The sequence below is a fragment of the Neobacillus citreus genome (genome assembly GCF_018343545.2).
Taxonomy (GTDB): Bacteria; Bacillota; Bacilli; order Bacillales; family Cytobacillaceae; genus Neobacillus; species Neobacillus citreus.
This window is the reverse complement of sequence record NZ_JAGYPE020000036.1, coordinates 35596-57507: the sequence shown is the minus strand read 5'-3', so window position 1 is coordinate 57507 and position 21912 is coordinate 35596. Positions and strand designations below refer to the sequence as shown.

The following is a 21912-nucleotide window of genomic DNA, read 5'->3' as shown; positions in this document are numbered from 1 at the left end:
ACCGTATTATTCTTTGGCGGCTGGATGGCCCCATTCGGATTCCTTGACTTTATCCCGGGAGCCGTTTGGTTCGCGTTGAAGTTCTGCGCAATTTTGTTCCTCTATCTGTGGTTCCGAAGCACATTCCCACGGATGCGCGCCGATAAACTTATGGAATTCGCTTGGAAGATCTTAATGCCAGTGGCATTAGCAAACATTATGCTGACGGCCATCATCAAATCGTTGTTTTTTTAAAAAAATAAATGGGTGTCAGGCACCGCTTATGGGCACCACATATTAATAGAAGTGAAAATTTTTAAAAGGGGTGAAAAACGTGCTTGGATTAGCTAAAGGCTTGAAGTATACCCTGAAGCAGTTGTCTCGTGAGAAGGTTACTTATGATTATCCGAATGAGCCGCTGCCGCTTCCGGACCGGTTCCGCGGGATTCAGAAGTTTTATCCTGAAAAATGTATCGTCTGTAACCAGTGTGCAAATATTTGCCCGACGGATTGCATTCAGTTAACGGGTAAGAAGCATCCGGACCCAACGAAAAAAGGGAAAATCATCGACACATATGATATTAACTTTGAAATCTGTATCTTGTGCGACCTTTGTACAGAGGTCTGCCCGACAGAGGCGATCGTTATGACCAATAACTTTGAGCTGGCAGAATATAGCCGGGACATGTTATTTAAGAACCTTGAATATTTGGATGAGAACGACGAAAACGTACGGCAGGTGAATAAAGCATGACATTAACAGGCGAGTTTTTCGCATTTATGGCCCTTGCGCTTGTGGCGATTATCGGCGGCGTGCTTTTACTGAACCTGAACAAAGTCGTACACATGGTCGTGGCCTTAATCTTCACATTCGTGGCCATTGCCGGAATCTACATTCTGCTCAATGCCGAATTCGTGGCAGCGGTGCAGATACTGATCTATTCCGGTGCGATTACGATCATCATGCTGTTCGGGATCATGTTAACGAAGCCGTACGATGATGAGGGTGATAGTGGCTCTCATGGCAGCAAGTGGAGAAAAATCTTGTTATTCCTAGGTGTTGTGGGCTTTGCCTTTGCCGTTTACGTCGGCATTTACAATTTCCCAATCGAGCAGGTTCCTTCAACCCTGCATGAAAACAACACGCTGGAAGTTGGTAAAGCATTATACAGCAAATATATTATTCCGTTTGAATTTGTATCTGTTTTACTATTAGCATCTCTGATCGGAGCGATTATTTTAGCAAAACGAGAGGATAAGGAGGGGGATAGCAAATGAGTTCAGTCCCCGCTTCAGCGTTCCTGGCACTAGCACTCATTTTATTTTGCATCGGCTTGTACGGTGCGCTTACAAAAAGAAATACCGTGATTGTGTTGATTTCCATTGAATTGATGCTGAATGCTGTGAACATCAATCTCGTCACCTTCAGCAAATACGGCTTGAGCCCGTCCATCACCGGACAGGTTTTCGCGTTGTTCGCTATGGCCGTCGCTGCTGCCGAAGCAGCTGTAGGTCTGGCTATCCTAATGTCGCTTTACCGTAACAGGAAAACGGTCAATATTGACGAAATGGACCAAATGAAACACTAAAAGGTGGCAGATGGGCCCGGTCAGGCGGGCATTGCCACTGTAACAATAGTGCACAGCACACTAAGGGTGTCAGGCACCAGGCGTGGACATTTGTCCGCCCAAGGTGGAGACGACGCCAATTTCGACTAATTCCGGGTGGGGCATTCAACCACCCAGACAAAGGATGATAATGATGGAAAATGCATGGCTTATACCGCTTTTCCCGCTATTATCGTTTTTGATCCTTCTTCTCATCGGTAAGCGGCTGAGGGAGGCGAGTGCGTATGTAGGGATTCTGCTTACGCTGGCATCGCTTGTTTTCTCAATTCTCGTGTTATTCGAGCGCTTTTCAGAGCCAACCTATATCAACAAGTTTGACTGGCTCACGATAGGAGATCTGCATCTAACAGCGGGCTTTGAAGTGAATCAATTAAATGCATTAATGCTGTTTATCGTATCGCTTGTCAGCTTTCTTGTACATACCTACTCCAAAGGGTACATGCATGGGGATGAGCGCTTTCCAGTGTTCTATGCATACTTAGGACTATTTACGTTTGCGATGCTCGGTCTCGTCATTTCGCCGAACCTGCTCCAAACTTATATCTTCTGGGAACTTGTCGGTGTCGGTTCGTTCCTATTAATCGGTTTTTATTTTTACAAAGAAGAAGCGAAGGCAGCGGCTAAGAAAGCCTTCATCATGACCCGGATCGGGGACGTTGGTCTGTTTATCGGGATGATTCTTCTTTTCTGGCAAACAAATAGCTTTGAATACAGCGAAATTTTCCAGGCAGTGGAAGGCGGCGCTGTATCACAGACGATGATTACCTTGACAGCCATCTTAATCTTTATCGGAGCGGTTGGTAAATCTGGTCAGTTCCCGCTTCATACCTGGCTTCCGGACGCAATGGAAGGTCCAACACCAGTTTCGGCGTTAATCCACGCCGCAACAATGGTTGCCGCCGGTGTGTACTTGGTTGCTGCGCTTTTCCCGCTTTTCGAAGCGAGCCAAACAGCGCTGTTGACTGTAGCAACTATCGGTGCGTTTACGGCAATTTTCGCAGCCAGCATCGGCTTGGTGCAAACGGATATTAAACGCGTTCTTGCGTACTCGACGGTTTCACAGCTTGGCTACATGATGCTGGCGCTCGGTTCTGCCGGTTATGTGGCCGGTGTGTTCCATCTGATGACACACGCATTTTTCAAAGCATTGCTATTCTTGGCAGCCGGTTCCGTAATCCATGCGGTTCACACTCAAAACATCGAGGAAATGGGCGGCCTTTGGAAAAAATTAAAATTTACCGGTCCGTTATTCTTAATCGGAACACTCGCAATCAGCGGGGTGCCGGGACTTTCCGGTTTCTTCAGTAAAGATGAAATTCTAGTCGCAGCATGGGAAGGCGGCCATCCGGTGCTATTCCTATTAGCGTTAATCGCGGCGTTCTTTACCGCATTCTATATGTTCCGCCTGTTCTTCCTGGTGTTCACTGGCGAAGCACGCGGCGAACAGAAACATGTTCACGAGTCACCATCCGTAATGACTCTGCCAATGCTTGTCCTTGGCGTTTTGGCTATCATCGGCGGTTACGTGAACACACCATGGTTCGGTTCGTTCCTTGGCGACTGGCTTGTTGACGGCAACGAAGCACTCGGGCATAGCCATATCGAAGGTCCAGCCTGGATCATGATTGCTGCCACCGTCGTTTCCTTACTAGGAATCTTCTTGGCATGGTTAATGTACAGCAAGCGGAGTGTAGCCCGCGACTGGCTTAGCGGCGCAGGCGGTACACTGCATACCATTTTACTGAATAAATATTATGTGGACGAATTCTATCAATTAATCGTCGTTAATTTTGTCAAAGGCTTCAGCTACTTCCTGCGCTTTATTGACGTGTTCCTTGTTGAAGGCATCGTCAAAGGCGTGGCCGGGTTCGTGCAAGGGCTTGGCAGAACAGGCTCGAAAATGCAGAACGGACAGGTGCAAACCTACGGGGCAGTGGCCTTTATCGGACTCGCAGTATTAGCGGTCATCTTTGCATTAACAGGGGGGTACTTGAAATGAATTTATCTTGGGTTCTGACAACACTAGTATTCTCCCCTTTACTAGGTATTGTCGTGTTAGCTTTTATGCCAAAATCGCAGGAAAAAGCGATCAAATTCGTCGGCTTCCTGGCAACACTGCCGGCACTAGCTTTAGCGCTTGCGGCGTACGCTCATTATCTTGCCGGAAAAAAATTATCGGACTTCACATTTGGACATGAATGGATTCAATTCCGCGGTATGAGCGGCGATGCGCCAATTTTTTCAGTGTATTATGAGCTTGGTTTAAGCGGCTTCCAACTGCTGCTCGTCGTGTTAACTGCGGTTGTTGCAACACTTGCGGCCATTGCAGCACGGTTTGTGAAAAAAGAATGGAAAGGCTACTTCATGCTGTTCCTTCTTTTAGAAGTCGGCATGCTCGGCGTATTCACAGCGGAAAACTTAATCCTGTTCTTCATCTTTTTCGAGATTACGCTTATCCCAACTTTCTTCCTGATTGGAAAATGGGGTTATTTTGAAAAAGAAAAGGCAGCTTACAGCTTCTTAATCTATAACGGATTAGGCTCAGCGGTTTTATTAATCGTGATCATGATTCTTTTTGCCAAAACAGGCACGACCAACATCGACCTGTTAACAAAAATTATGGCGGACCCAAGTGCGCCGCTGTCAGATGACTTGAAATTAGGTTTATTGATTTCCTTATTAATTGCGTTCGGTGTAAAATTACCGATTTTCCCACTGCACAGCTGGATGCTGAAAGTCCACGTGCAGGCACCGCCATCCGTAGTTATGATTCACTCTGGGATTCTACTAAAAATCGGTGCGTACGGTTTAATCCGCTTTGGAATGGGAATTTTTCCAAAGCAATTCGAAACGCTTGCGACTTTGATTGCTATTCTTGGCGTGATCAACCTGCTTTACGGAGCGTTCCTTGCGTTTATTCAATCCGACTTTAAAATGGTCTTGGCTTACTCATCGATTTCCCACATGGGTATCGTGTTAATCGGACTGGCCGCCATGAATGAGGCCGGCGTCCAAGGTGCGATTTTCCAAGTGGTATCGCATGGTTTGATTTCAGCTTTATTGTTCTTCTTAGTAGGAGTTTTATACGAGCGGACCGACACGTCTCTCATCGAAAACCTTGGCGGTGTGGCGAAAGGCATGCCACTTGCAGCCGGCTTCTTATTGGCTGGTGCAATGGCGTCGCTCGGCTTGCCAGGCATGTCCGGGTTCGTCAGCGAATTCATGGCCTTCCTTGGCTTGTTTAAAGAACTTCCATGGGTGGCTGCAGTCGGAACAATCGGCATCATCATGACCGCAGCGTACCTGCTTCGTGCTGTACTTGGCATGACGTTTGGTAAGGCGCACCGCGAGTTCACCGGTGTGGTCGATTTGAAGGGCGTAGAATTCGTGCCGGTTGTGGTTTTACTAGCGTTAATCGTGTTAATTGGTGTTTACCCAAGTGTCCTAAGCGCACCGCTTCAAGCCACACTTGAGACTATCATGCTTGGGTTAGGAGGGTGATGAAGGATGAGTTTTGAGCAATTTCAATCGTTAAACTGGAGCATCATGACACCGGAATTCATCATCCTTGCTGTGATTGCAATCTTGGTGATTATGGATCTGTTTATGCCAAAACATATGGACCGGAAAATCCTTGGCTGGATCGGCATTGCGGCCATCCTTGCGGCGATGGTTTCGGTCTTCGGAATGGCCGGCGGTCACGTCGAGTCAATCCTGCACGACACGTTCCGCCTCGACAGCTTTGCGATCGCATTTAAGCTGCTGATTCTAGGCGGCGGGGCGCTGGTATTGTTCTTGGCGACTAGCTACAAAGCGACCGATGGCTTGGAAAGATATACGGGCGAGTTTTATTACCTATTATTATCGGCGTTATTAGGCGCCATGGTGATGACGTCAAGCGGCGATTTAATCACGCTTTATATCGGCCTTGAGCTGTTATCGATTCCGTCTTATATTTTAGCGGGCATTCAGAAGGACCGGTTAAGCTCCAACGAGTCCGCGATGAAATACGTCATCAACGGCGGTATTTCGTCCGCGATTGCGTTGTTCGGGATGAGCTATGTGTACGGCTTAACTGGTTCGACGAACTTGCTGGAAATTGCGGGCCAGCTGTCGATGCTTATGGACGGGCAACAGGCGTACCTGCTTGGCTTATCGTTCTTGATGATTTTGGTTGGTTTATCGTTTAAATTGGCGGCTGCTCCATACCACATGTGGGCACCAGACGTGTACCAAGGTGCACCAACGCCGGTTACATCGTTCTTGAGCGTTGTTTCGAAAACAGCCGGTTTTGTAATAGTCGTGCGGATTTTGTTAACAGTATTTGGTTCCGCGGCCACAAACGGGCCGGGTTCGATTCCAATTTTGCTGGATATGCAAAATTACCTTGCGGTGATTGCAGCGGCTACGATGATTATCGGTAACGTTGTGGCATTGCGGCAGTCCGATATTAAGCGGATGTTCGCGTATTCGAGTATCGCGCACGCTGGTTATTTATTAGTAGCTGTAACAACGTTAACATCGAATATGTTCTATTCCATCTGGTTCTATTTGCTGGCGTACTTGTTCATGAACATGGGCGCATTCGCAGTGATTCAAGTGGTGTCGGAAAAAACAGGCTCCACGAAGATTGCGGACTTTGCCGGCTTGTACCGCCGCTCACCGTGGCTGGCTGTGACAATGGGAATTCTGTTGATTTCCTTGGCTGGCTTCCCGGGAACAGCGGGCTTTATCGGTAAGTTGAACATTTTTGTGGGCGCCTTTGCCGGTCAACCGCATTACGTGTTGGCTTCGGTGATGATTGCGACCACGGTCGTGTCCTACTTCTATTATTTCGGCGTCATGACGCAAATCTTCTTCCGTCCGGCTCCGGCCGCATCTGAAGGAGAAGGTGAGGGTGCGGGCAGCAAATTCAACATGCCGTTCGGAATTGTGGTTGTATTGATTGTCGCAGTGGTTGGTTCGGTGTTGTTCGGTATCATGCCAAACATCGCACTTGACTTTATGCATAATAACCTGGATATTGTTCAGGATTTCTTTAGTTAAAAATTACCTAAGCCAGGCTGATTGCCTGGCTTTTTTTATGTTTAGAAAGGGGGTTGGCGAGTAAAATCTAGATTTGGGCGAGTAAATCGCAAAAGTTGGCGAGTAAAACCGAAATTTCGGCGAGTAAACTCGGTAAAGTGACGAGTAAATGGAAAAAGGTAATCTTAGAAGTAACTAATCTGAAGTAAAACAATCAATTTTTCACCATCACCATAATCCAAAATCAAATTAAATCCCGTATTACACCAATGATACATAATACTAATCCGATCAAAGTTAAAAAAGAAAAGATAATGAGTTCTTTTATTTCCTTTTTTCTCAATAACCCTGATGTTTCCCATATAAATATGACGACAAAAACGAGGGCGATGATAAGGGTCCTTAGCATGGTCATGTCCCCTTTTGGAATTATTTAGTTACACCGGTTCTTTTTATAATAGAATTCGTGTGGATGGTGACCGCCAATCTAGGAAATTCTTGATCCCAGTTCTTTTGATAGCTGGTTTTCCATTGTTTCGGGTATTTCCTGTAGACCGCTTGCCCGAATCCTAAAATGTCCGAATGATACTCCTTTTGGACCTTATCAACCGTCATTTGAATACGTCCGTCAATTTCTTTATCCACTTTGTTTTGCAAATCCTTGATTACTTTTGTATCAAATAAATTTAACTGTGAATCATTTTCTATTAAATTCAATCTAGTGGAGACAGTTAGGTTCATTTGTAAATGACCACTTTTTAGTTTTGGCTCCAACTTTGTATCTGTTTTGAGGATTTCCATACTGATATTTCCTCCGCCTTGCTCCTTCGGTATTTTAATGGAAACAATCCCTGATTCTATTTCATTCTTGATCCATAAAAGACCCCGGGTTTCCAATTGATCCATCCAGCCGATTAGCTTGTCCCCTTTAAACACGGCCGTTCCCTTGATGCTTTGGACGTGCTCTGATTTATTATTCGGTTTTACTTCCAATGCTTCTAATGTAAACAGTGGTGCGTATGGCTCCAAGCCATCTGTAAGAAGCATATTGAGAAAATCTCGTATATAAACTTTCAGCCCAATGTTCAGCTTGTTAAGTTCTTTTATTTCTTCGGCGGAAATATTCTCAAACTTTGGCATGCTATTGATGACTTTAGATGCTTCGCCTTTTGTAAACATAATAAAACTGTTGATCCGCGTTTTATTGTACCTTGTATGGAAATTGATAACCGGGGAGACGCCCTTTTTGGCATAATCCTCGCCAATTAACAGAACCCGGCTTTGGGAAAAGAAAATCCGTCTTGGAAGCTTGCCTTGAATATTTCGGAATGCTTCAGAAATCGTGACACCGGTATCGGAAATAACCAATGAACCTTTGCCGCTTTCTCCGCCGCTTCCTGATGTCGAACCCAGCTTTGATGGAATGGCTACTTGAAGGGAGAGATGGACCTTATCGTCTTCCACAAGGTCTAATCCAATTGCTGTCACGATGGCAATATCATTAATCTCAATACGGTTCCAGCAGCCTGTCAGAAACATGGTTATGACTAATAGGAAAAACAGTCTCATCACGTTCATTCATATCCCTGCCCTTTTTTAAAAAAACAAACTAGTATTTACGAGGTTTATAATTCATCTTCTTCAAATTACTTTTACCTGTTTCATGAGGCCGTTCATTCATTTTCCACCAAGGGACGCGAATGATGATATCCTTCATATTGTTAAAATGAAACGGAGCGAGCGGTGCAAGATAGGGAACACCGAACGATCGAAGCTGTACAAGGTGAGCCAAGATAAAGAAAACGCCGAGAAGAATACCATAAAAACCAAGCGTCCCAGCCATAAAAATCAAAAAGAAGCGAAGAAGCCGGATGGCCCCTGTCAATGGATAACTCGGAAACATGAATGAGGCAATCCCTGTCGTTGCGACCACAATGACTAACGGAGCGGAAACAATTCCCGCTTCAACAGCAGCCTGGCCAATCACCAACGCACCAACAATACTGACAGTCGACCCGATCGGTCTTGGCAAGCGGAGCCCGGCCTCACGCAGCGCCTCGAAGGTGATTTCCATCAATAACGCTTCGATAACTGCAGGAAAGGGTACCTTATCCCTTGAGGCTGCGACACTGAACAAAAGATTAGTAGGCAGCAATTCCTGGTGGAACGTAGTCACCGCAATATAAATAGAGGGAAATAATAAGGCAATTAATAAAAATAAGTACCGTAATAAGCGAATAAACGTTGTCATAATAAACCTTCCATAATAATCCTCCGGAGAGTTCATCATTTGAAAGAAAGTGACCGGAACAATGAGGGCAAAAGGGCTGTTGTCCGCAATAATGCCGATTCTTCCTTCCAACAAGTTGCCCGCAAGGCGGTCGGGCCGTTCCGTTTGCAAAACCTGGGGAAACACGGAGAACGGTTCATCCTCAATAAACTCAACAATATAACTGCTGTCCTCAATCGCATCAATCTCAATCCTGTTTAATCGGCTGCGAACCTCCTCCACAATGGAGGCATCTGCGATTCCTTCAAGAAAGACGATGACCACATTCGTCTTCGACAGATTTCCTAATTTCATATATTCCAATTTCAGTTTGGTTGTTTTTAAACGTCTGCGAATCATGCTGACATTCGTTCGGATATTTTCCGTAAACCCTTCGCGCGGGCCCAACACAACCGCTTCAGAAACAGGTTCATCAATGGAGCGCTGCTCCCATTTCTGTTCGCTGATAACAAGCACTTTTTTAAACGTATTAATTAAGACAATGGTGCCGCCTGCCAAAAGTTGGTCCACGATTGTTTGGAACGTTTCTTCCAGAACCACTTGAGATGCATTCAGAACGCCCTTAAATTGGTCAAGGGCCGGCTTAGGATGCTGGAGCAGTTCCTCGTTTCGGCTTATCAAAGGCTGGATGACATTCAGTTCCATTCTTTCCATATCAACCAATCCATTCAGGTATAAAACAACGGCTGAATAGTTAGAACCTATTTGCAGCTCTCGATAACTAAAATCAGCAGCCCCTTCAAAAAGCTGTTTAAACCGATGAAGGTCTTCCTCGAGATTTCCTGATAATGGATTATTTTCACTTTGCTCCTGAAGAAGAGCTGGTAATTTTTTTTGTCGCTTGAAAAATCTCAAAGGCGGCACCACCTATTTAGACCCTAGTTTTTTACGAATGAAGGCAATACATAGAAACAGAATCGGCAAAATAATTTGCAAAACGGTATGGACATATGGGACATAAAACTTAAATCCAAATTCTAAATGTTCAACATAACTTAACGCGGTTATCGACGATAAAGGGACAATGATGGTACCAAGTCCCAGCACGACAGAACGGGTTTGTTTTAATTTGAATAAATGAGAAGTGGCAATAGCTGCCGCTAATATGAAACCACCAACCTTAAAATATACGCCAGATACCATCATTAAAATAACAAGAGCATCAAATCGCTCGAGGAAATCGGCGACGGAAACCATCTGCGTCGCAGAGAGCAGTGAAAAAAGGTCAAAGTTGTAAATTTCCGGTCCCAATATCGCAATCAGCATGATGGAATTGATCGTTAACAGGACGCCTCCTACAAGAAGGAAGGACATGCCAATCTTTCGAACCTGCCCCTTGTGGGTCAAAAACGGGAAAAACAACAGGACGACAATGGTTTCGCCGAATGGAAAGTTGATTGCGGTAGGGACTGCTTTTTTTAAAACTGGTGTTACACCATTTCCAAGTATGGGAGTGAGGTTTTTTAAACTAAATTGGTCGACACTAAACAAAAGAATCCAAATCAGAATGAGAGAAAATATGTAAATGGGAAAGACGATTTCGGCCATGCGGCCAAACGTTTCCACTCCGCCCCGCAGACAATACACCATCAGTGCCATAAAGCTTCCGATGATAACAACTAACGGGGTTTCACTTAATATGGTCGAGTCAATCAATTCCCCCAATTCCCTGCTCCCTCTGGCAGCCGAATAGGTAAAATGGAAAATATACAACAGGATGATTGGATAGGAAAGAAACTTCCCGAGCAGCTTAGGAAGCATCTGGGCCAGCGAATCACCCGGATAATAGGAAGCCAATTGAGTATAGACGGCCATTAAAATCAGGCTGGAGGACATGCCGATCAGAATAAAAATCCACGAATCTTGTTTTGCTTCATGGCCAAGCCCTAAAATCATCGCAGTTCCTAATACAAACCCAGTCATTAAATAAAAAAGCTGGAGTCCGCTGATTTTTTCAACTTTCATCCTTATCACCCTTAAAAGGAAAAACCCATTTGGAAATTAATTCACGCATATTTACTATTTTCCATTAAGTGGTTCCTTATGCATGGGGGAGATGGGCATGTGAAGGGGACACGGGGAGGGTTCTCATGTCTCATCAACAGCAAAATGATGCACGAGAACCGTCCCCATGCTTCCTTCATGCACACAAAAAAGAGGCCTAAGCCTCTTTTTTAGGATGGTAGATGGTAGTGGGTGAATGAATCTTAAGCTTTTTTAGTTGATTGCAGCGGGTCTGGTTTAAGATGTTCGTCTCGGAGTTTTTCCTCTGTAGGTTGTTGTTCCATTTCACGGCCAAGCTTCTTCACTTCGGAATAGTCTTGGGCCATTGAGCTGTTGTTTGCTTTCTTTAAGGTGCGGTCATCTTTAAGTGACGACTCTTCCTCCATGTTCGAGCCAAATTCATTAGATTTATAGCTTGAACCCTGAAACGGCGGCCCCTCCTTAATAAATCCATCTTCCTTAAGATTCCGATTCCGCCCATCTACTCCCACTAATGGCGGGTGATCAAGCTCGGTATCCTCATGTAAATAGTTCCGGTCATTTCGATTATCACAGCGCTTTTCAACCAATACTAAAATTTTTCCTTCTTTAACTGACTTTTCATAGGACTCCGCCTCTTCGTGGGGAATGCCCATTCCGACAAACGCTCCGGTTAAACCGCCAATACCAGCCCCAGTAACGGCTCCCATTAGCCCGGCCGCAATCGGTCCGGCCGCGACAAGCGGGCCAATCCCCGGTATAGCCAGCGCGCCCGCCCCTGCCAGTAATCCTGGTATTCCACCAAGGACACCGCCGACAGCTGCTCCGGTCGCCGCGGTTTCTTCTATCGCAGTACCTGTGTCCACGGAAACCTGTTCAACGTTTTTTCCAATCATAGAGATTTCATTCTTGTGGTATCCTTGATCTAATAGTCGATCAATCGCATTAATCGCTTCCTGTTCCGTGTCATATACCCCAACCACATTCTTCATATGCTTGTCCATTTCATTTCCTCCTCTATTTTTAATAGATTACTAGATGCTAGGCTTACATTAGTCCGATAGCTTGTCCTTGACTTCTCCGTATCCTTCCTTTACTTTTCCTTTCGCCTTGTCGACCTTACCTTCTACGACCTTGGACTCGTCATCCGTTAAACGGCCCCATTGTTCTTTTAGTTCACCTTTCACCTGATCAACACTGCCTTTTACCTTTTCTTTATTCATTGTTTTTAGCCTCCTTTAATTTGTTGCTTTCCCTAATCGGTTTACCGTGAAACCTTTTTTAGAAAAATTTTAATTTTGTTCTTTGCTTTTTTCCTTCATTTCCTGCTCGACATCTTTCATTGCTTCCTTAATATTATCTTTTGCCTCTTTCATGGTGCCTTTGGCGTCGGCCTTTGTATCGTTATCAATCTGATCCTTTTGCTCGCCATCGCTAAGGCCATTATCCTGGTCGACGCCATCACCGCAGCCGGCCAACCCGCCAAATGTCAATAACGCAGCCATTCCGGCAACAGCTAAATTCTTGCGATTCAACATTATTCTATTCCCTCCCAAAAATTTTTAACGAACCAAATCAGCTTGACGCCTCCCGGTTCGTTGCCGTGCACCATCTATATTCCCAGCGGAAAAAAGGATGAAACATTTTTTTGAAAAAACTTTTCTGCTAGAAAAAGAGGTTTCAATTTTTCCAAACGGGGTTAAATACGTATCAGAGCACGACAAACAAAAAGGAGAGATGAATATGAACGTAAAGGACATGTTGGCCGAGTGGTACATATACACGGATCGGCTGCCGATCTTAATCCTCGCACTACTTCTATTAATAGTAGGCTGGCTGGTGGCCAAAAAAATAGGGAAAGTAACGGAAAGGGCCCTCAAAAAAACTAGCTTCGATGACAAGCTTTTTTCAGGCTACGGAAGCCGAAAGTATTCTTCAGAAAAAATCATTGGAAAAATTGTTTACTACCTATCACTGGTGTTTGTGTTAATTATCTTCTTTAATATGTTGAACTTGAGCTTTATTGCTTCGCCGCTGGTGCATATGCTGTCTTCAATTACCGGCGCGATACCTAATGTATTAAAAGCTGCATTAATTCTATTGTTTGCTTGGATCGTCGCGACCGTCCTGCGCAAGGCATTTGAAAAAGGGGCGGCGGCGCTTCATTTGCCAGACAGGTTGACTCAATGGAAGATGGCGAAGTCGGAAATCGATGGCCGTGAAAAAGTGGCGAAGATCTCCAAAGCGCTATTCTATTTCGTCCTGCTGCTGTTCCTTCCGGGTGTGCTTGGCGCCTTGCAAATCGAAGGCGTATCAGAGCCGGTTGCCGGAATTCTGACAAGCTTCTTATCGTTTATTCCGAAGCTGTTTGCGGCCGCGTTGATTATGTTCATTGGCTGGCTGCTGGCGAAATTGGTCCGTGATATTTTAACGAATTTTTTAAAGAGCATTGGCAGTGAAAAGCTTGGCGAACGGGTTGGCCTGAAGGGGAGCCTAGACCTGGCTGGGATCGTCGGAAATATTGCGTTTATCTTAATTTTAATTCCTACGATTATTACTGCTCTGGAAAAATTGGACCTGCAAGGGGTATCTGCACCGGCGATTGCAATGCTGCAAAAAGTGGTGGCATTGATTCCAAATATCGCGGTAGCAGTCGTCTTGATATTGGCGGGAATCTGGCTTGGCAAGTGGGTTGAAAAACTGGTTGCGCAAATGCTGTGGCGTCTGCGGTTTGATGGTTTGCTGCACCAGCTGGGTATCGGTGGTGGTGCTGGTCCTGAGTCAGCGAAGTACAGCCTTTCCCAGCTTGTCGGTATGGTAGTGAAAATTGTCATTGTCTTGTTATTTACCGTGGAAGCATTGCAATTGGTTGGCTTGGACTTCTTAGTAACCCTTGCGTCGGCGGTGCTGGCTTACCTGCCTATGCTGTTCGCCGCTCTGGTGATTCTGGGGGTTGGCCTGTATGTCGGGAACCTGGCTGAGCGCATTGTCAAAAATGTGGTTAAGAAAAGCTATGCCCGTACGCTAGCGGTGGTTGCTAAGTATGCCATTTTTGCAGTTAGTATTTTTATGACGCTCGATCAGCTTGGCGTGGCCCATTCGATTGTCAATGCAGCGTTTATTCTCCTCTTAGGCGGCTTGGCCTTGGCGTTCGGCCTGTCATTTGGTCTCGGAGGCAAAGACTTTGCGGCGAAATATTTACGCAAGCTCGATAACAAGCTGGATCAGGGAGGAGATCAGCAATAAAGGAAGACCACAATCCGGAATCGATAACCCGATTTCGGATTGTTATTTTTAAAAAAAGGAGGGAAGTCGTCAATGCTGATCTTTAAATTAGTGACAATCGCGGTTTTGATTATCCTGACGGGCTTTTTTGTGGCGGTGGAGTTTGCGATTGTCAAGGTACGGCCGTCGCGGCTTGATGAATTAGTGCTCGCCGGGAAGAAGGGGGCGTTGCCGGCAAAGCAGGTCGTCAGCAAGCTCGATGAATACCTCTCGGCCTGTCAGCTCGGCATTACCGTTACGGCGCTAGGACTCGGGTGGTTAGGAGAGCCGACCGTTGAAAAATTGCTGCATCCATTGTTCAGCGTCTTGCATTTAAATGAATCTGTTTCGCATTTTCTAGCCTTTGTGCTAGCCTTCGTTTTGGTTACCTTTATGCATGTTGTGGTCGGGGAACTGGCGCCAAAGACCGTGGCGATCCAAAAGGCGGAGGCGATTACGCTGCTTTTTGCCCGGCCGATGATCTGGTTCAACAAACTCATGCATCCATTTATTTGGGCATTGAACAGCTCGGCACGTGCGCTGGTCGGTTTGTTTGGCTTTAAGCCGGCAACGGAGCAGGAACTGGCCCACTCGGAGGAAGAGCTGCGCCTGCTGCTGGCGGAAAGCTTGGAGCAGGGCGAGATTAATCAGAATGAATATCAATATGTCAGCAATATTTTTGAATTTGATGAGCGGACCGCCAAGGAAATTATGGTGCCGCGGCTGGATATGAGCTGCATCTCGGTCGATGAGCCCGTTCAGGAGGTGCTCCAAAAGTTGAAGGAGGAGGGGTATACCCGCTATCCCGTTGTCGAAGGCGATAAGGACCATATAATTGGGGTGCTGAACGTAAAAAGGTTTTTAACAGCGAGATTGATGAATAAAGGTCTCTATGAAAATTGGAAAATTAAATCGTACATCCAGCCGGTGATTACGGTGATAGAGACGATCCCGATTCATGATTTGCTGGTCAAAATGCAGATGGAACGAATTCATATGGCGATTTTGCACGATGAATATGGCGGCACCTCGGGGCTGGTGACGGTTGAGGATATCATTGAGGAAATTGTCGGTGAGGTGCGGGATGAATTTGATGCCGATGAAGTCGCGGACATTCAGCAGGTAGCGGAAAACCACTATATAATAGATGCCAAAGTTCCAATCGATGTGGTCAATCACCTCCTCGACACAAGTTTAGCCGCCGAAGACGTCCACACCATTGGCGGCTGGTTCCTCACCCAACACAACGCCCCCCAACTCGGAACCGGCGCCACCCTCGAAACCCAAGGCTGGCTCTTCAAAATTAATGAAGCAAACGGATCCCACATAATGTATCTGGATGTCCAAAAGTGAGGCATGGGGACGGTTCTCGTGCCTCACTTTTTAATGCAAGAGGGCTTCTAAAAGACAAAATGGTGTGAAATTGAGGGGAAAATGTCTTTGATAGTACTTCTTAAAGACAAATCAGCCCGGATTTGAGCTAAATTGTCTTTAATCCGGGTTCCCTGCGATGGTTGCCTTTTTGGAGTAATGGGGCACACAATGTCTAAGGTTCAGTAAACTCTAATGTTTCTCCATAATCTCCATATCATGCTGGAATGTTTCGAACATCACCTGCTTATTGCCGTATAGCAGAATTTGATCGGCTTCATGGAGTGGACTATCATAGACCTTCTTTCGAATGACAGCGTCACCGCGCTTGATGAACACGACTTCAAGGTCGAGGGCATCGATGTCAGGAAGTACCTGCCGGATAGTACAGTTAGCAAGCTGGGAATCTTGGTAAATGGTAAGAAAAAGCATCGTGTCTTGTTGGTTTTTTAAAAATACTTCCCTTATCGGCAGATCGGCGAGCTCGATGTTTTGTTTCATTTTTCGATTAAAAAGATTGGATAAGTGCTTTTGAACGTGGCGTTGTCTTAGGATGCCAAAAACAATTAGGACTGACGCAGCACTAAGAAGAATCTCCTTTGTTCTCAGTCCGTTGGAAAGGAATTCGCTGATGGAAGAGATAATCACGGCCAGGGAAAAGGCGCCAAACAGAATGAGAAAGGTGGCGAGCTTGCGGCGAATCGGATGCCCTGAGATTAACTCGGATTCTTTAGTGGTAAACCCCGTGCCTGTCATCATCGAAATCACCTGAAACCTCGATATCTCCACCTTTAAGCCTGTCAAACGAAACAAAATCACAAAAATTTCAATCACGGTTAGAATGATCACGATATAAATGAATAGAAAAACGGCTATCATGGTCACCTCCAGTTAAGACAGAAGAATGAGACAAGGGGCGTTTCCCTTGTCTCATTTTTTGATAAGCCTCGAATTTGGTTTTAATGGGCTACTAATGAAAGTTCGATGGTACTTGTGAACGATTTCGCTGTTTCTTCCCCAAAAATGAGGCAGGAGAACCGTCCCCATGCATCACTCTAAAAATGAGGCAAAAGAACCGTCCCCATGCATCACTGCATTTTTTCGTTGTAGAATTGGACGGCGTAGGTGGCGCCTTCGTCGACCATTTTGTTGTCTTCGATGTCGTGCGGGTGGGGGTGGCCGCCTTTATGGATTGGGAGTTGTTCCGCTTTTTCAAAGACTGTCGGCATCACTTTTCGCTTCATGTCTCTTAGAAAGCTTTCCGCTTTGAGGCGGTTTGGTTTATTTGATAGCCACATCGCGGCCGCTGAGGCTCCAGCTCCTACTGCCACTAACGATCCTATACCTACAACTCGTTTCATATTAAAAGCCTCCTTATCGATTTTCTATATGCATACCCCAAGCTCCCTCACATGAAACGTGTTTGGGGCGGCTAATTTTTGGGGAGAAAAAGAAAATAATAGTTTTTGAGAAGGGAGCGAGTAGTTTGGAGACTTACTTTGGCAAACACAATTGGAAATGGGTGTTGCTGCACCAAATGGAGCTGGAGAATATCACCCCGCCGCTTCCTCAAGATCCTGCTTCGGATGCCTGGCTTGAGCATGCCCGTAAACATCAAACCAACTATGTCAAGGTCGGCAGTCTTGAAAAGGGAGAAAAGGTATTGAAAGGATCGCTGATTTATCAACAAAACTTTAGTGAGGAATGGGACTTTAAAATCTTTCATTTTTATTTGAAAAAGGACCTGCTGGTAACGGTCGGTCTGGAATTGCCGGGGGATGAGCAGGAAGAAATACAACAGCAGTTGGGCAGCGCGGAAAACGCTGTCGACGGCTTTTTATTTTTCCTCGGGGAAATTGTCAATGGCTTGCTTGTGGAGATTGATAAGTTTGAAGTGGCGCTCAAAACGTTGATTTGGGGTGTACGAAAACGAAATGAAACGAAGATTCTCGAGCTGCTCTACACGCGCCGGCACGAATTATTGGTAGCGAAGAACGTGTTAATTCCAATCAAAGAGCTACGGATGGCGATTGAAGAGATCAATCTTCATGGCAATAGCGAGGTATATAAGAGCACCTGCAGGCGGATTGAGCGGGCGATGGAGCTGCTTGGCGAATATGAGCACGAGCTCGATGCGATGATCAACCTAGAGGAGGTCATTTCCTCGCATCGCGGCAATGAAATTATGAAAACATTGACAGTGATGACAACGATTTTTACGCCGGTGATGGCCTTCGGGGCGTTATGGGGGATGAATTTCAAACACATGCCGGAGCTCGAGTGGCGCTTTGGCTATATTCTATCGCTCGTGTTGATTATCGTATCGACCGCCTTATTATATGGCTATTTAAAAATGAAAGGCTGGACCGGGGACTTGTTGAAGGGGAAAAAGAGAGGATCATTTTTTAAATAAGACACGTCTTTAGGGCGTGTTTTTTGTACGGATATCCCACTATTTATCTAGGCCATCCGCTCGATTCGTGCCTTTAGCATATTTTGGTATAATACTAGAAAAAATTTTTTCAAAAAAATAGGTTTCAGATATAAACAACGTGGGTATATACGCTATAAATCATGTAGAGGTGAGGATGGATGAATTTAACGATAGACAAGCAGCAAAATGAGAATGAAGTGGTAGTTAAAGCGTCAGGGGAAATTGATGCGTTTACGGCACCAAAGCTTAGAGAGGAATTAGCGGCACTTGTGGATGGAAAAAATAAAGTGATTACCATCGATTTAAAGGACGTGTCGTATTTGGACAGTACCGGGCTTGGTGTGTTTGTCGGTTTGTTCAAGCAATTGAAAAATAATGGCGGCGAGCTCAGGCTGATTGAAATGTCGGAGCGCCTGAAGCGGCTGTTTCAAATCACGGGATTGAGTCATGTTATGGAAATTAAAGGATAGGGGAAGAACGATATGATGGATTATATTGAAATGAAAATTCCGGCCAAGCCGGAGTATGTGGGTGTCATGCGTTTGACGTTATCGGGAATTGCTAGCCGGATGGGGTATACATACGAGGAAATTGAGGATTTAAAAATTGCCTTGAGCGAGGCGGTTACAAACGCGGTCCAGCATGCGTACACCAAGGATGAGGGCGGGGAAGTGATTGTCGGCTTTGGCATTTACGAGGACAAGCTGGAAATGGCGGTGGCCGACAGCGGCAAGAGTTTTGATTTTATTCAGGCAAAAAATGAATTGGGTCCTTACACCGAATCAAGTACTGTGGAGCAATTGACAGAGGGAGGGTTAGGACTATTTTTAATAGAAACGCTGATGGATGAAGTCCGAGTGTTGAACAATTCCGGAGTGACGGTCTTCATGGCGAAGTATCTGGGCGGGGAGCGTGAAAATCATGACACAGCCATCGCAAACCATGAAACGAACTAAGGAAGAAATCGAAGCGTTAATTGCCGAATTCCAAAAAAATGAAAGTCCAGAAGCCCAGAACATCTTAGTCGAGCATTACACGGCTTTGGTCGCAAGCCTTGCGCAGAAATATTCAAGGGGGAAAAGCTTCCACGAGGACATCATGCAGGTGGCGATGATTGGGCTGTTATCGGCAATCAGAAGATTCGACCCAAGCATTGGAAGGCCGTTTGAGTCCTTTTTGATCCCGACGGTAATCGGGGAAATTAAGCGATTTTTACGGGATAAAACCTGGAGTGTCCATGTGCCGAGGCGGGTCAAGGATGTTTGGCCGAAGCTAAAAAACGTGGTGGACGAGCTGACCAACCAGTATCAGCGGTCACCGAAGGTTCATGAAATTGCGGAGTATCTGGAGATTTCCGAGGAGGAAGTGCTGGAGGCGATGGAAATGGGCAAGAGCTATCAGGCATCTTCTGTCGACCAGTCGATCGAAGCAGGCTCGGACGGCAGCACGGTGACCGTATTGGATATTGTCGGGGCTCCCGATGAAGGCTTTGAAAAAGTTGACCAGAAGCTCCTGCTCGAAGACGCGCTCCAAGTACTGTCAGAGCGCGAAAAGCTGATCATCCATTGCACGTTTATCGAAAACAAAAGCCAGCGGGAAACCGGAGAATTTCTGGGAATTTCACAAATGCACGTTTCCCGGCTACAGAAGAAGGCGCTTGAAAAATTGCGGAGAGCACTGGGGAGTCAGGCACCTGATGAGGTGGCGCGGTGAACGGGGTTAGCTCGGGATGAGGCGGCAAGTAAAGAACTAGGCATAGCCGCTTGAATAAGGTGGCGCGGTGATCGACCCAGGGTCAGCCTCTCCGATAGAGTATGAGGGTAATCGCCGGGAGACAGGAAGGACCTCGATGCACGCTGAAAAAAGCATCAAAAGATTGGGGGGAGCAGCTATGAATATAGTAATTGTCGACGATAATCGCACAAACCTGATGATTATAGAAAAAATCCTGCAGAAGGCGGGTTACGATAAATTGATGCTGTTGACATCAGCCCGGCAAGTTTATGACTATTTGCAGCTGGAGGCGGATAGACCGCAAGAGGTTCCGGTTGATTTAATTCTGATGGATTTGATGATGCCGGAAATCGACGGAATCGAGGCGTGCCGGACGATTCTCGCCAACGAGCGTTTCCACGACTTGCCGATTATTTTTGTCTCGGCCATGGGCGATTCCTATAAAATGGCCGAAGCAATGGATGCTGGGGCGCTCGATTATGTCATGAAGCCCATCAACAAGGTTGAACTGCTGGCGCGAATTCGCTCGGTGCTGCGGCTAAAACATGAGAAGAATTTGCGCAAGGAACGAGATAAGCGGATTCAATTTGAGCTGGATCTGGCCAAGCAGGTCCAGCGCAGCGTGCTTGGCAGTCCGCTTGAGAACGAAGATGTGACGATTTCCGCCGTTTATAGGCCTTCCTTTGAACTGGCCGGCGACCTGTACGCCTGGTACCAAATCAGCCCCCATCGCTATGGGGTTATTTTGCTTGATATGATGGGGCACGGTATTTCCTCGTCACTCGTCTGTATGTACATATATTCTGCATTAAAGGACGCGATTACAGGAATGGGCGACCCGGCGGCCGTGATGCAGGAGCTGAATCGGCGCATGAATCAGCTGCATATGCCTGAAAGTCTGATAAACTATTATTTCACTGCGATTTATTTTGTGCTGGATACGGAAAAACAGACCATCGAGTATGTGAATGCGGGGCATCCGGCAGGGCTTGCGCTGATTGATGGGGAAGTGCAGCAGCTTGACCAAGGTTCTTCTGCGATTGGCTTTTTTGAAAAAATAGAGGTAACCAAGGGTGTGATTTCTTATAAGGAAAGTGCGCGGATCCTGCTGTTTACCGACGGGTTGTCGGAATGGCTGGAGGAGGAATACGAGGATGCATGGGAAAAGCTAATTAGCGGTTTGCAGCAGACCGATAATCCGGAGCGCTTGCTCGAGCAGCTGCTGCCGGGCGCGGAGCCGTTGAAAGAGCAGAAGGATGACCTGTGCCTGGTGATGCTTGCTGCGAATAATTAGATGGACGGGCAAAATGAGAGGGTGCCGGCTGAGTGCCGACACCTCTATCGGACGTTGGTATGGGTTATGAGCGAAAGTAATAACACTTTATCCGACATGTAATGCGCGCTATCGCAAGTAAGAAACGTTTATCCGCAAGTTGCAACTTCTTATCCGCAAGTTGGAACTTCATACGCAAGTAGCCAAACGTTATCCGCAAGTAAGACGGCCCTATCCGCAATTAGGCCGTCCGTATGCGCAAGTAGCCATCACTTATCCGCAAGTTAAAACTTCGTGTGCCAGTAACCAACCCTTATCCGCCAGCTACGACGCCAAATACGCCCTCAGCATCCACCCATGCTTCTCCAACGAGGCTCGAATCTCCGTGAATAAGTCGGCGGTTGGCTCGTCTTCGTGCTCCTCGGCCATCGTGATGCCTTCGCTAAGCTCTCTGCAAATAGTGTTCACATCATCAACCAGTGTCTGAACCATGTCGTTTGCGGATTCGTCGCCAAGTGCTTCCTCAAGCGACGAAAGCTTTAAAGTTTCCTCGAGTGTGGATGCCGGCGCCGCACCTAGGGCCAGCATCCGCTCAGCGATGGTGTCGACATGCAGTGCCGCCTCGTTGTACAATTCTTCAAATTTTACATGCAACGTGAAGAAATTTTCCCCTTTTACGTACCAGTGGTAATGATGCAATTTCATATAAAGAACCGAGAAATTGGCCACCTGCTTGTTCATCGTATTAGATAATTGTGTGCCTTTATCCCTTGCTTTTGCTCTAGTATTTGCCATTCTAATAACCTCCCATTTCATGGTGATAGTTAGTAAATACCCGTCACTCAAGCGCATGAAACAATAAATGTTAAAAAGGGTCTATCGTCCCGTCTGACTCTCGGGACCTGGGACTCATTGGGCGAATGTAATAGAA

Annotated in this window: 23 protein-coding genes; 14 read left to right on the top strand and 9 right to left on the bottom strand. The window is 46.1% G+C overall.

Translation table 11 applies throughout. The annotated features are described in order from the left end of the window. The 7 genes from KHB02_RS18285 to nuoN form a co-directional block, all read left to right on the top strand. Window positions 1-234: NADH-quinone oxidoreductase subunit H (locus KHB02_RS18285; RefSeq protein ID WP_241113946.1), on the top strand; the 234-nt coding region annotated here is incomplete at its 5' end. A gap of 79 nt (window positions 235-313) precedes the next feature. Further along, a complete protein-coding gene (gene nuoI / locus KHB02_RS18280; protein WP_213147983.1) occupies window positions 314-733 on the top strand; it encodes an NADH-quinone oxidoreductase subunit NuoI in 420 nt (139 codons plus the stop codon). Continuing rightward, window positions 730-1257, top strand: coding sequence for an NADH-quinone oxidoreductase subunit J (locus KHB02_RS18275; RefSeq protein WP_213147984.1), 528 nt, complete (start codon window positions 730-732; stop codon window positions 1255-1257). The genes nuoI and KHB02_RS18275 overlap by 4 nt, the downstream gene beginning before the upstream one ends. Then, on the top strand, window positions 1254-1568 hold the full coding sequence (gene nuoK / locus KHB02_RS18270) for an NADH-quinone oxidoreductase subunit NuoK (RefSeq protein ID WP_213147985.1): 315 nt from the start codon (window positions 1254-1256) through the stop codon (window positions 1566-1568). Before KHB02_RS18275 ends, nuoK begins: the two co-directional genes overlap by 4 nt. 169 nt (window positions 1569-1737) lie before the next feature. Further along, window positions 1738-3606, top strand: a complete 1869-nt coding sequence (gene nuoL / locus KHB02_RS18265; RefSeq protein ID WP_213147986.1) for an NADH-quinone oxidoreductase subunit L — start codon at window positions 1738-1740, stop codon at window positions 3604-3606. Beyond that, window positions 3603-5108 carry an NADH-quinone oxidoreductase subunit M gene (locus tag KHB02_RS18260; RefSeq protein WP_213147987.1) on the top strand — a complete coding sequence of 502 codons (1506 nt, stop codon included), beginning with the start codon at window positions 3603-3605 and terminating at the stop codon, window positions 5106-5108. Before nuoL ends, KHB02_RS18260 begins: the two co-directional genes overlap by 4 nt. Window positions 5109-5114: 6 nt before the next feature. After that, a complete protein-coding gene (gene nuoN / locus KHB02_RS18255; RefSeq protein WP_213147988.1) occupies window positions 5115-6653 on the top strand; it encodes an NADH-quinone oxidoreductase subunit NuoN in 1539 nt (512 codons plus the stop codon). A 408-nt stretch (window positions 6654-7061) separates the two neighbouring features. Here the strand turns inward: nuoN and KHB02_RS18250 are convergent, their stop codons facing one another. From KHB02_RS18250 to KHB02_RS18225, 6 genes are all read right to left on the bottom strand, one after another. Beyond that, a complete protein-coding gene (locus tag KHB02_RS18250; protein WP_213147989.1) occupies window positions 7062-8210 on the bottom strand; it encodes a Ger(x)C family spore germination protein in 1149 nt (382 codons plus the stop codon). Between the two features lie 31 nt (window positions 8211-8241). After that, window positions 8242-9777: a spore germination protein gene (locus KHB02_RS18245; RefSeq protein ID WP_213147990.1), complete on the bottom strand. Its 1536-nt coding sequence runs from the start codon at window positions 9775-9777 to the stop codon at window positions 8242-8244. Window positions 9778-9789: 12 nt separating this feature from the next. Then, entirely contained in the window at window positions 9790-10887 is a 1098-nt protein-coding gene (locus KHB02_RS18240; protein ID WP_213147991.1) for a GerAB/ArcD/ProY family transporter, read from the bottom strand. A gap of 242 nt (window positions 10888-11129) precedes the next feature. After that, complete coding sequence (locus KHB02_RS18235; RefSeq protein WP_241113950.1) at window positions 11130-11909, bottom strand: general stress protein; 780 nt, start codon at window positions 11907-11909, stop codon at window positions 11130-11132. A 48-nt stretch (window positions 11910-11957) separates the two neighbouring features. Then, window positions 11958-12128 carry a CsbD family protein gene (locus KHB02_RS18230; protein WP_213147992.1) on the bottom strand — a complete coding sequence of 57 codons (171 nt, stop codon included), beginning with the start codon at window positions 12126-12128 and terminating at the stop codon, window positions 11958-11960. Window positions 12129-12197: 69 nt separating this feature from the next. Continuing rightward, on the bottom strand, window positions 12198-12443 hold the full coding sequence (locus KHB02_RS18225) for a hypothetical protein (RefSeq protein ID WP_213147993.1): 246 nt from the start codon (window positions 12441-12443) through the stop codon (window positions 12198-12200). Window positions 12444-12648: 205 nt separating this feature from the next. Here KHB02_RS18225 and KHB02_RS18220 point away from each other — a divergent pair, with 205 nt between their 5' ends. Together KHB02_RS18220 and KHB02_RS18215 are read left to right on the top strand one after the other, a co-directional pair. Beyond that, the gene (locus KHB02_RS18220; RefSeq protein ID WP_213148116.1) at window positions 12649-14151 is read left to right on the top strand and encodes a mechanosensitive ion channel; all 1503 of its coding nucleotides are present in this window, start codon (window positions 12649-12651) and stop codon (window positions 14149-14151) included. Between the two features lie 72 nt (window positions 14152-14223). Continuing rightward, window positions 14224-15522, top strand: coding sequence for a hemolysin family protein (locus KHB02_RS18215; RefSeq protein WP_213147994.1), 1299 nt, complete (start codon window positions 14224-14226; stop codon window positions 15520-15522). 210 nt (window positions 15523-15732) lie between these two features. Here the strand turns inward: KHB02_RS18215 and KHB02_RS18210 are convergent, their stop codons facing one another. Beyond that, entirely contained in the window at window positions 15733-16419 is a 687-nt protein-coding gene (locus KHB02_RS18210) for a hypothetical protein (RefSeq protein WP_213147995.1), read from the bottom strand. A gap of 209 nt (window positions 16420-16628) precedes the next feature. After that, window positions 16629-16901 carry a hypothetical protein gene (locus KHB02_RS18205; protein WP_241113945.1) on the bottom strand — a complete coding sequence of 91 codons (273 nt, stop codon included), beginning with the start codon at window positions 16899-16901 and terminating at the stop codon, window positions 16629-16631. Window positions 16902-17026: 125 nt separating this feature from the next. Between KHB02_RS18205 and KHB02_RS18200 the strand changes: the two genes are divergently transcribed. The 5 genes from KHB02_RS18200 to KHB02_RS18180 all read left to right on the top strand — a co-directional run bounded on the left by KHB02_RS18200 (window position 17027) and on the right by KHB02_RS18180 (window position 21002). Continuing rightward, on the top strand, window positions 17027-17953 hold the full coding sequence (locus tag KHB02_RS18200; RefSeq protein ID WP_213147996.1) for a magnesium transporter CorA family protein: 927 nt from the start codon (window positions 17027-17029) through the stop codon (window positions 17951-17953). A 179-nt stretch (window positions 17954-18132) separates the two neighbouring features. Then, complete coding sequence (locus KHB02_RS18195) at window positions 18133-18444, top strand: anti-sigma factor antagonist (RefSeq protein ID WP_213147997.1); 312 nt, start codon at window positions 18133-18135, stop codon at window positions 18442-18444. 12 nt (window positions 18445-18456) lie between these two features. Then, window positions 18457-18930, top strand: a complete 474-nt coding sequence (gene rsbW / locus KHB02_RS18190) for an anti-sigma B factor RsbW (protein ID WP_213147998.1) — start codon at window positions 18457-18459, stop codon at window positions 18928-18930. Beyond that, window positions 18896-19687, top strand: a complete 792-nt coding sequence (gene sigB, locus KHB02_RS18185) for an RNA polymerase sigma factor SigB (protein WP_213148118.1) — start codon at window positions 18896-18898, stop codon at window positions 19685-19687. Before rsbW ends, sigB begins: the two co-directional genes overlap by 35 nt. 178 nt (window positions 19688-19865) lie before the next feature. After that, complete coding sequence (locus KHB02_RS18180) at window positions 19866-21002, top strand: PP2C family protein-serine/threonine phosphatase (protein WP_213148119.1); 1137 nt, start codon at window positions 19866-19868, stop codon at window positions 21000-21002. 303 nt (window positions 21003-21305) lie between these two features. On the opposite strand, the gene KHB02_RS18175 is transcribed toward KHB02_RS18180, so the two are convergent. Continuing rightward, entirely contained in the window at window positions 21306-21776 is a 471-nt protein-coding gene (locus tag KHB02_RS18175; protein WP_213147999.1) for a Dps family protein, read from the bottom strand. Window positions 21777-21912: the final 136 nt, after the last annotated feature.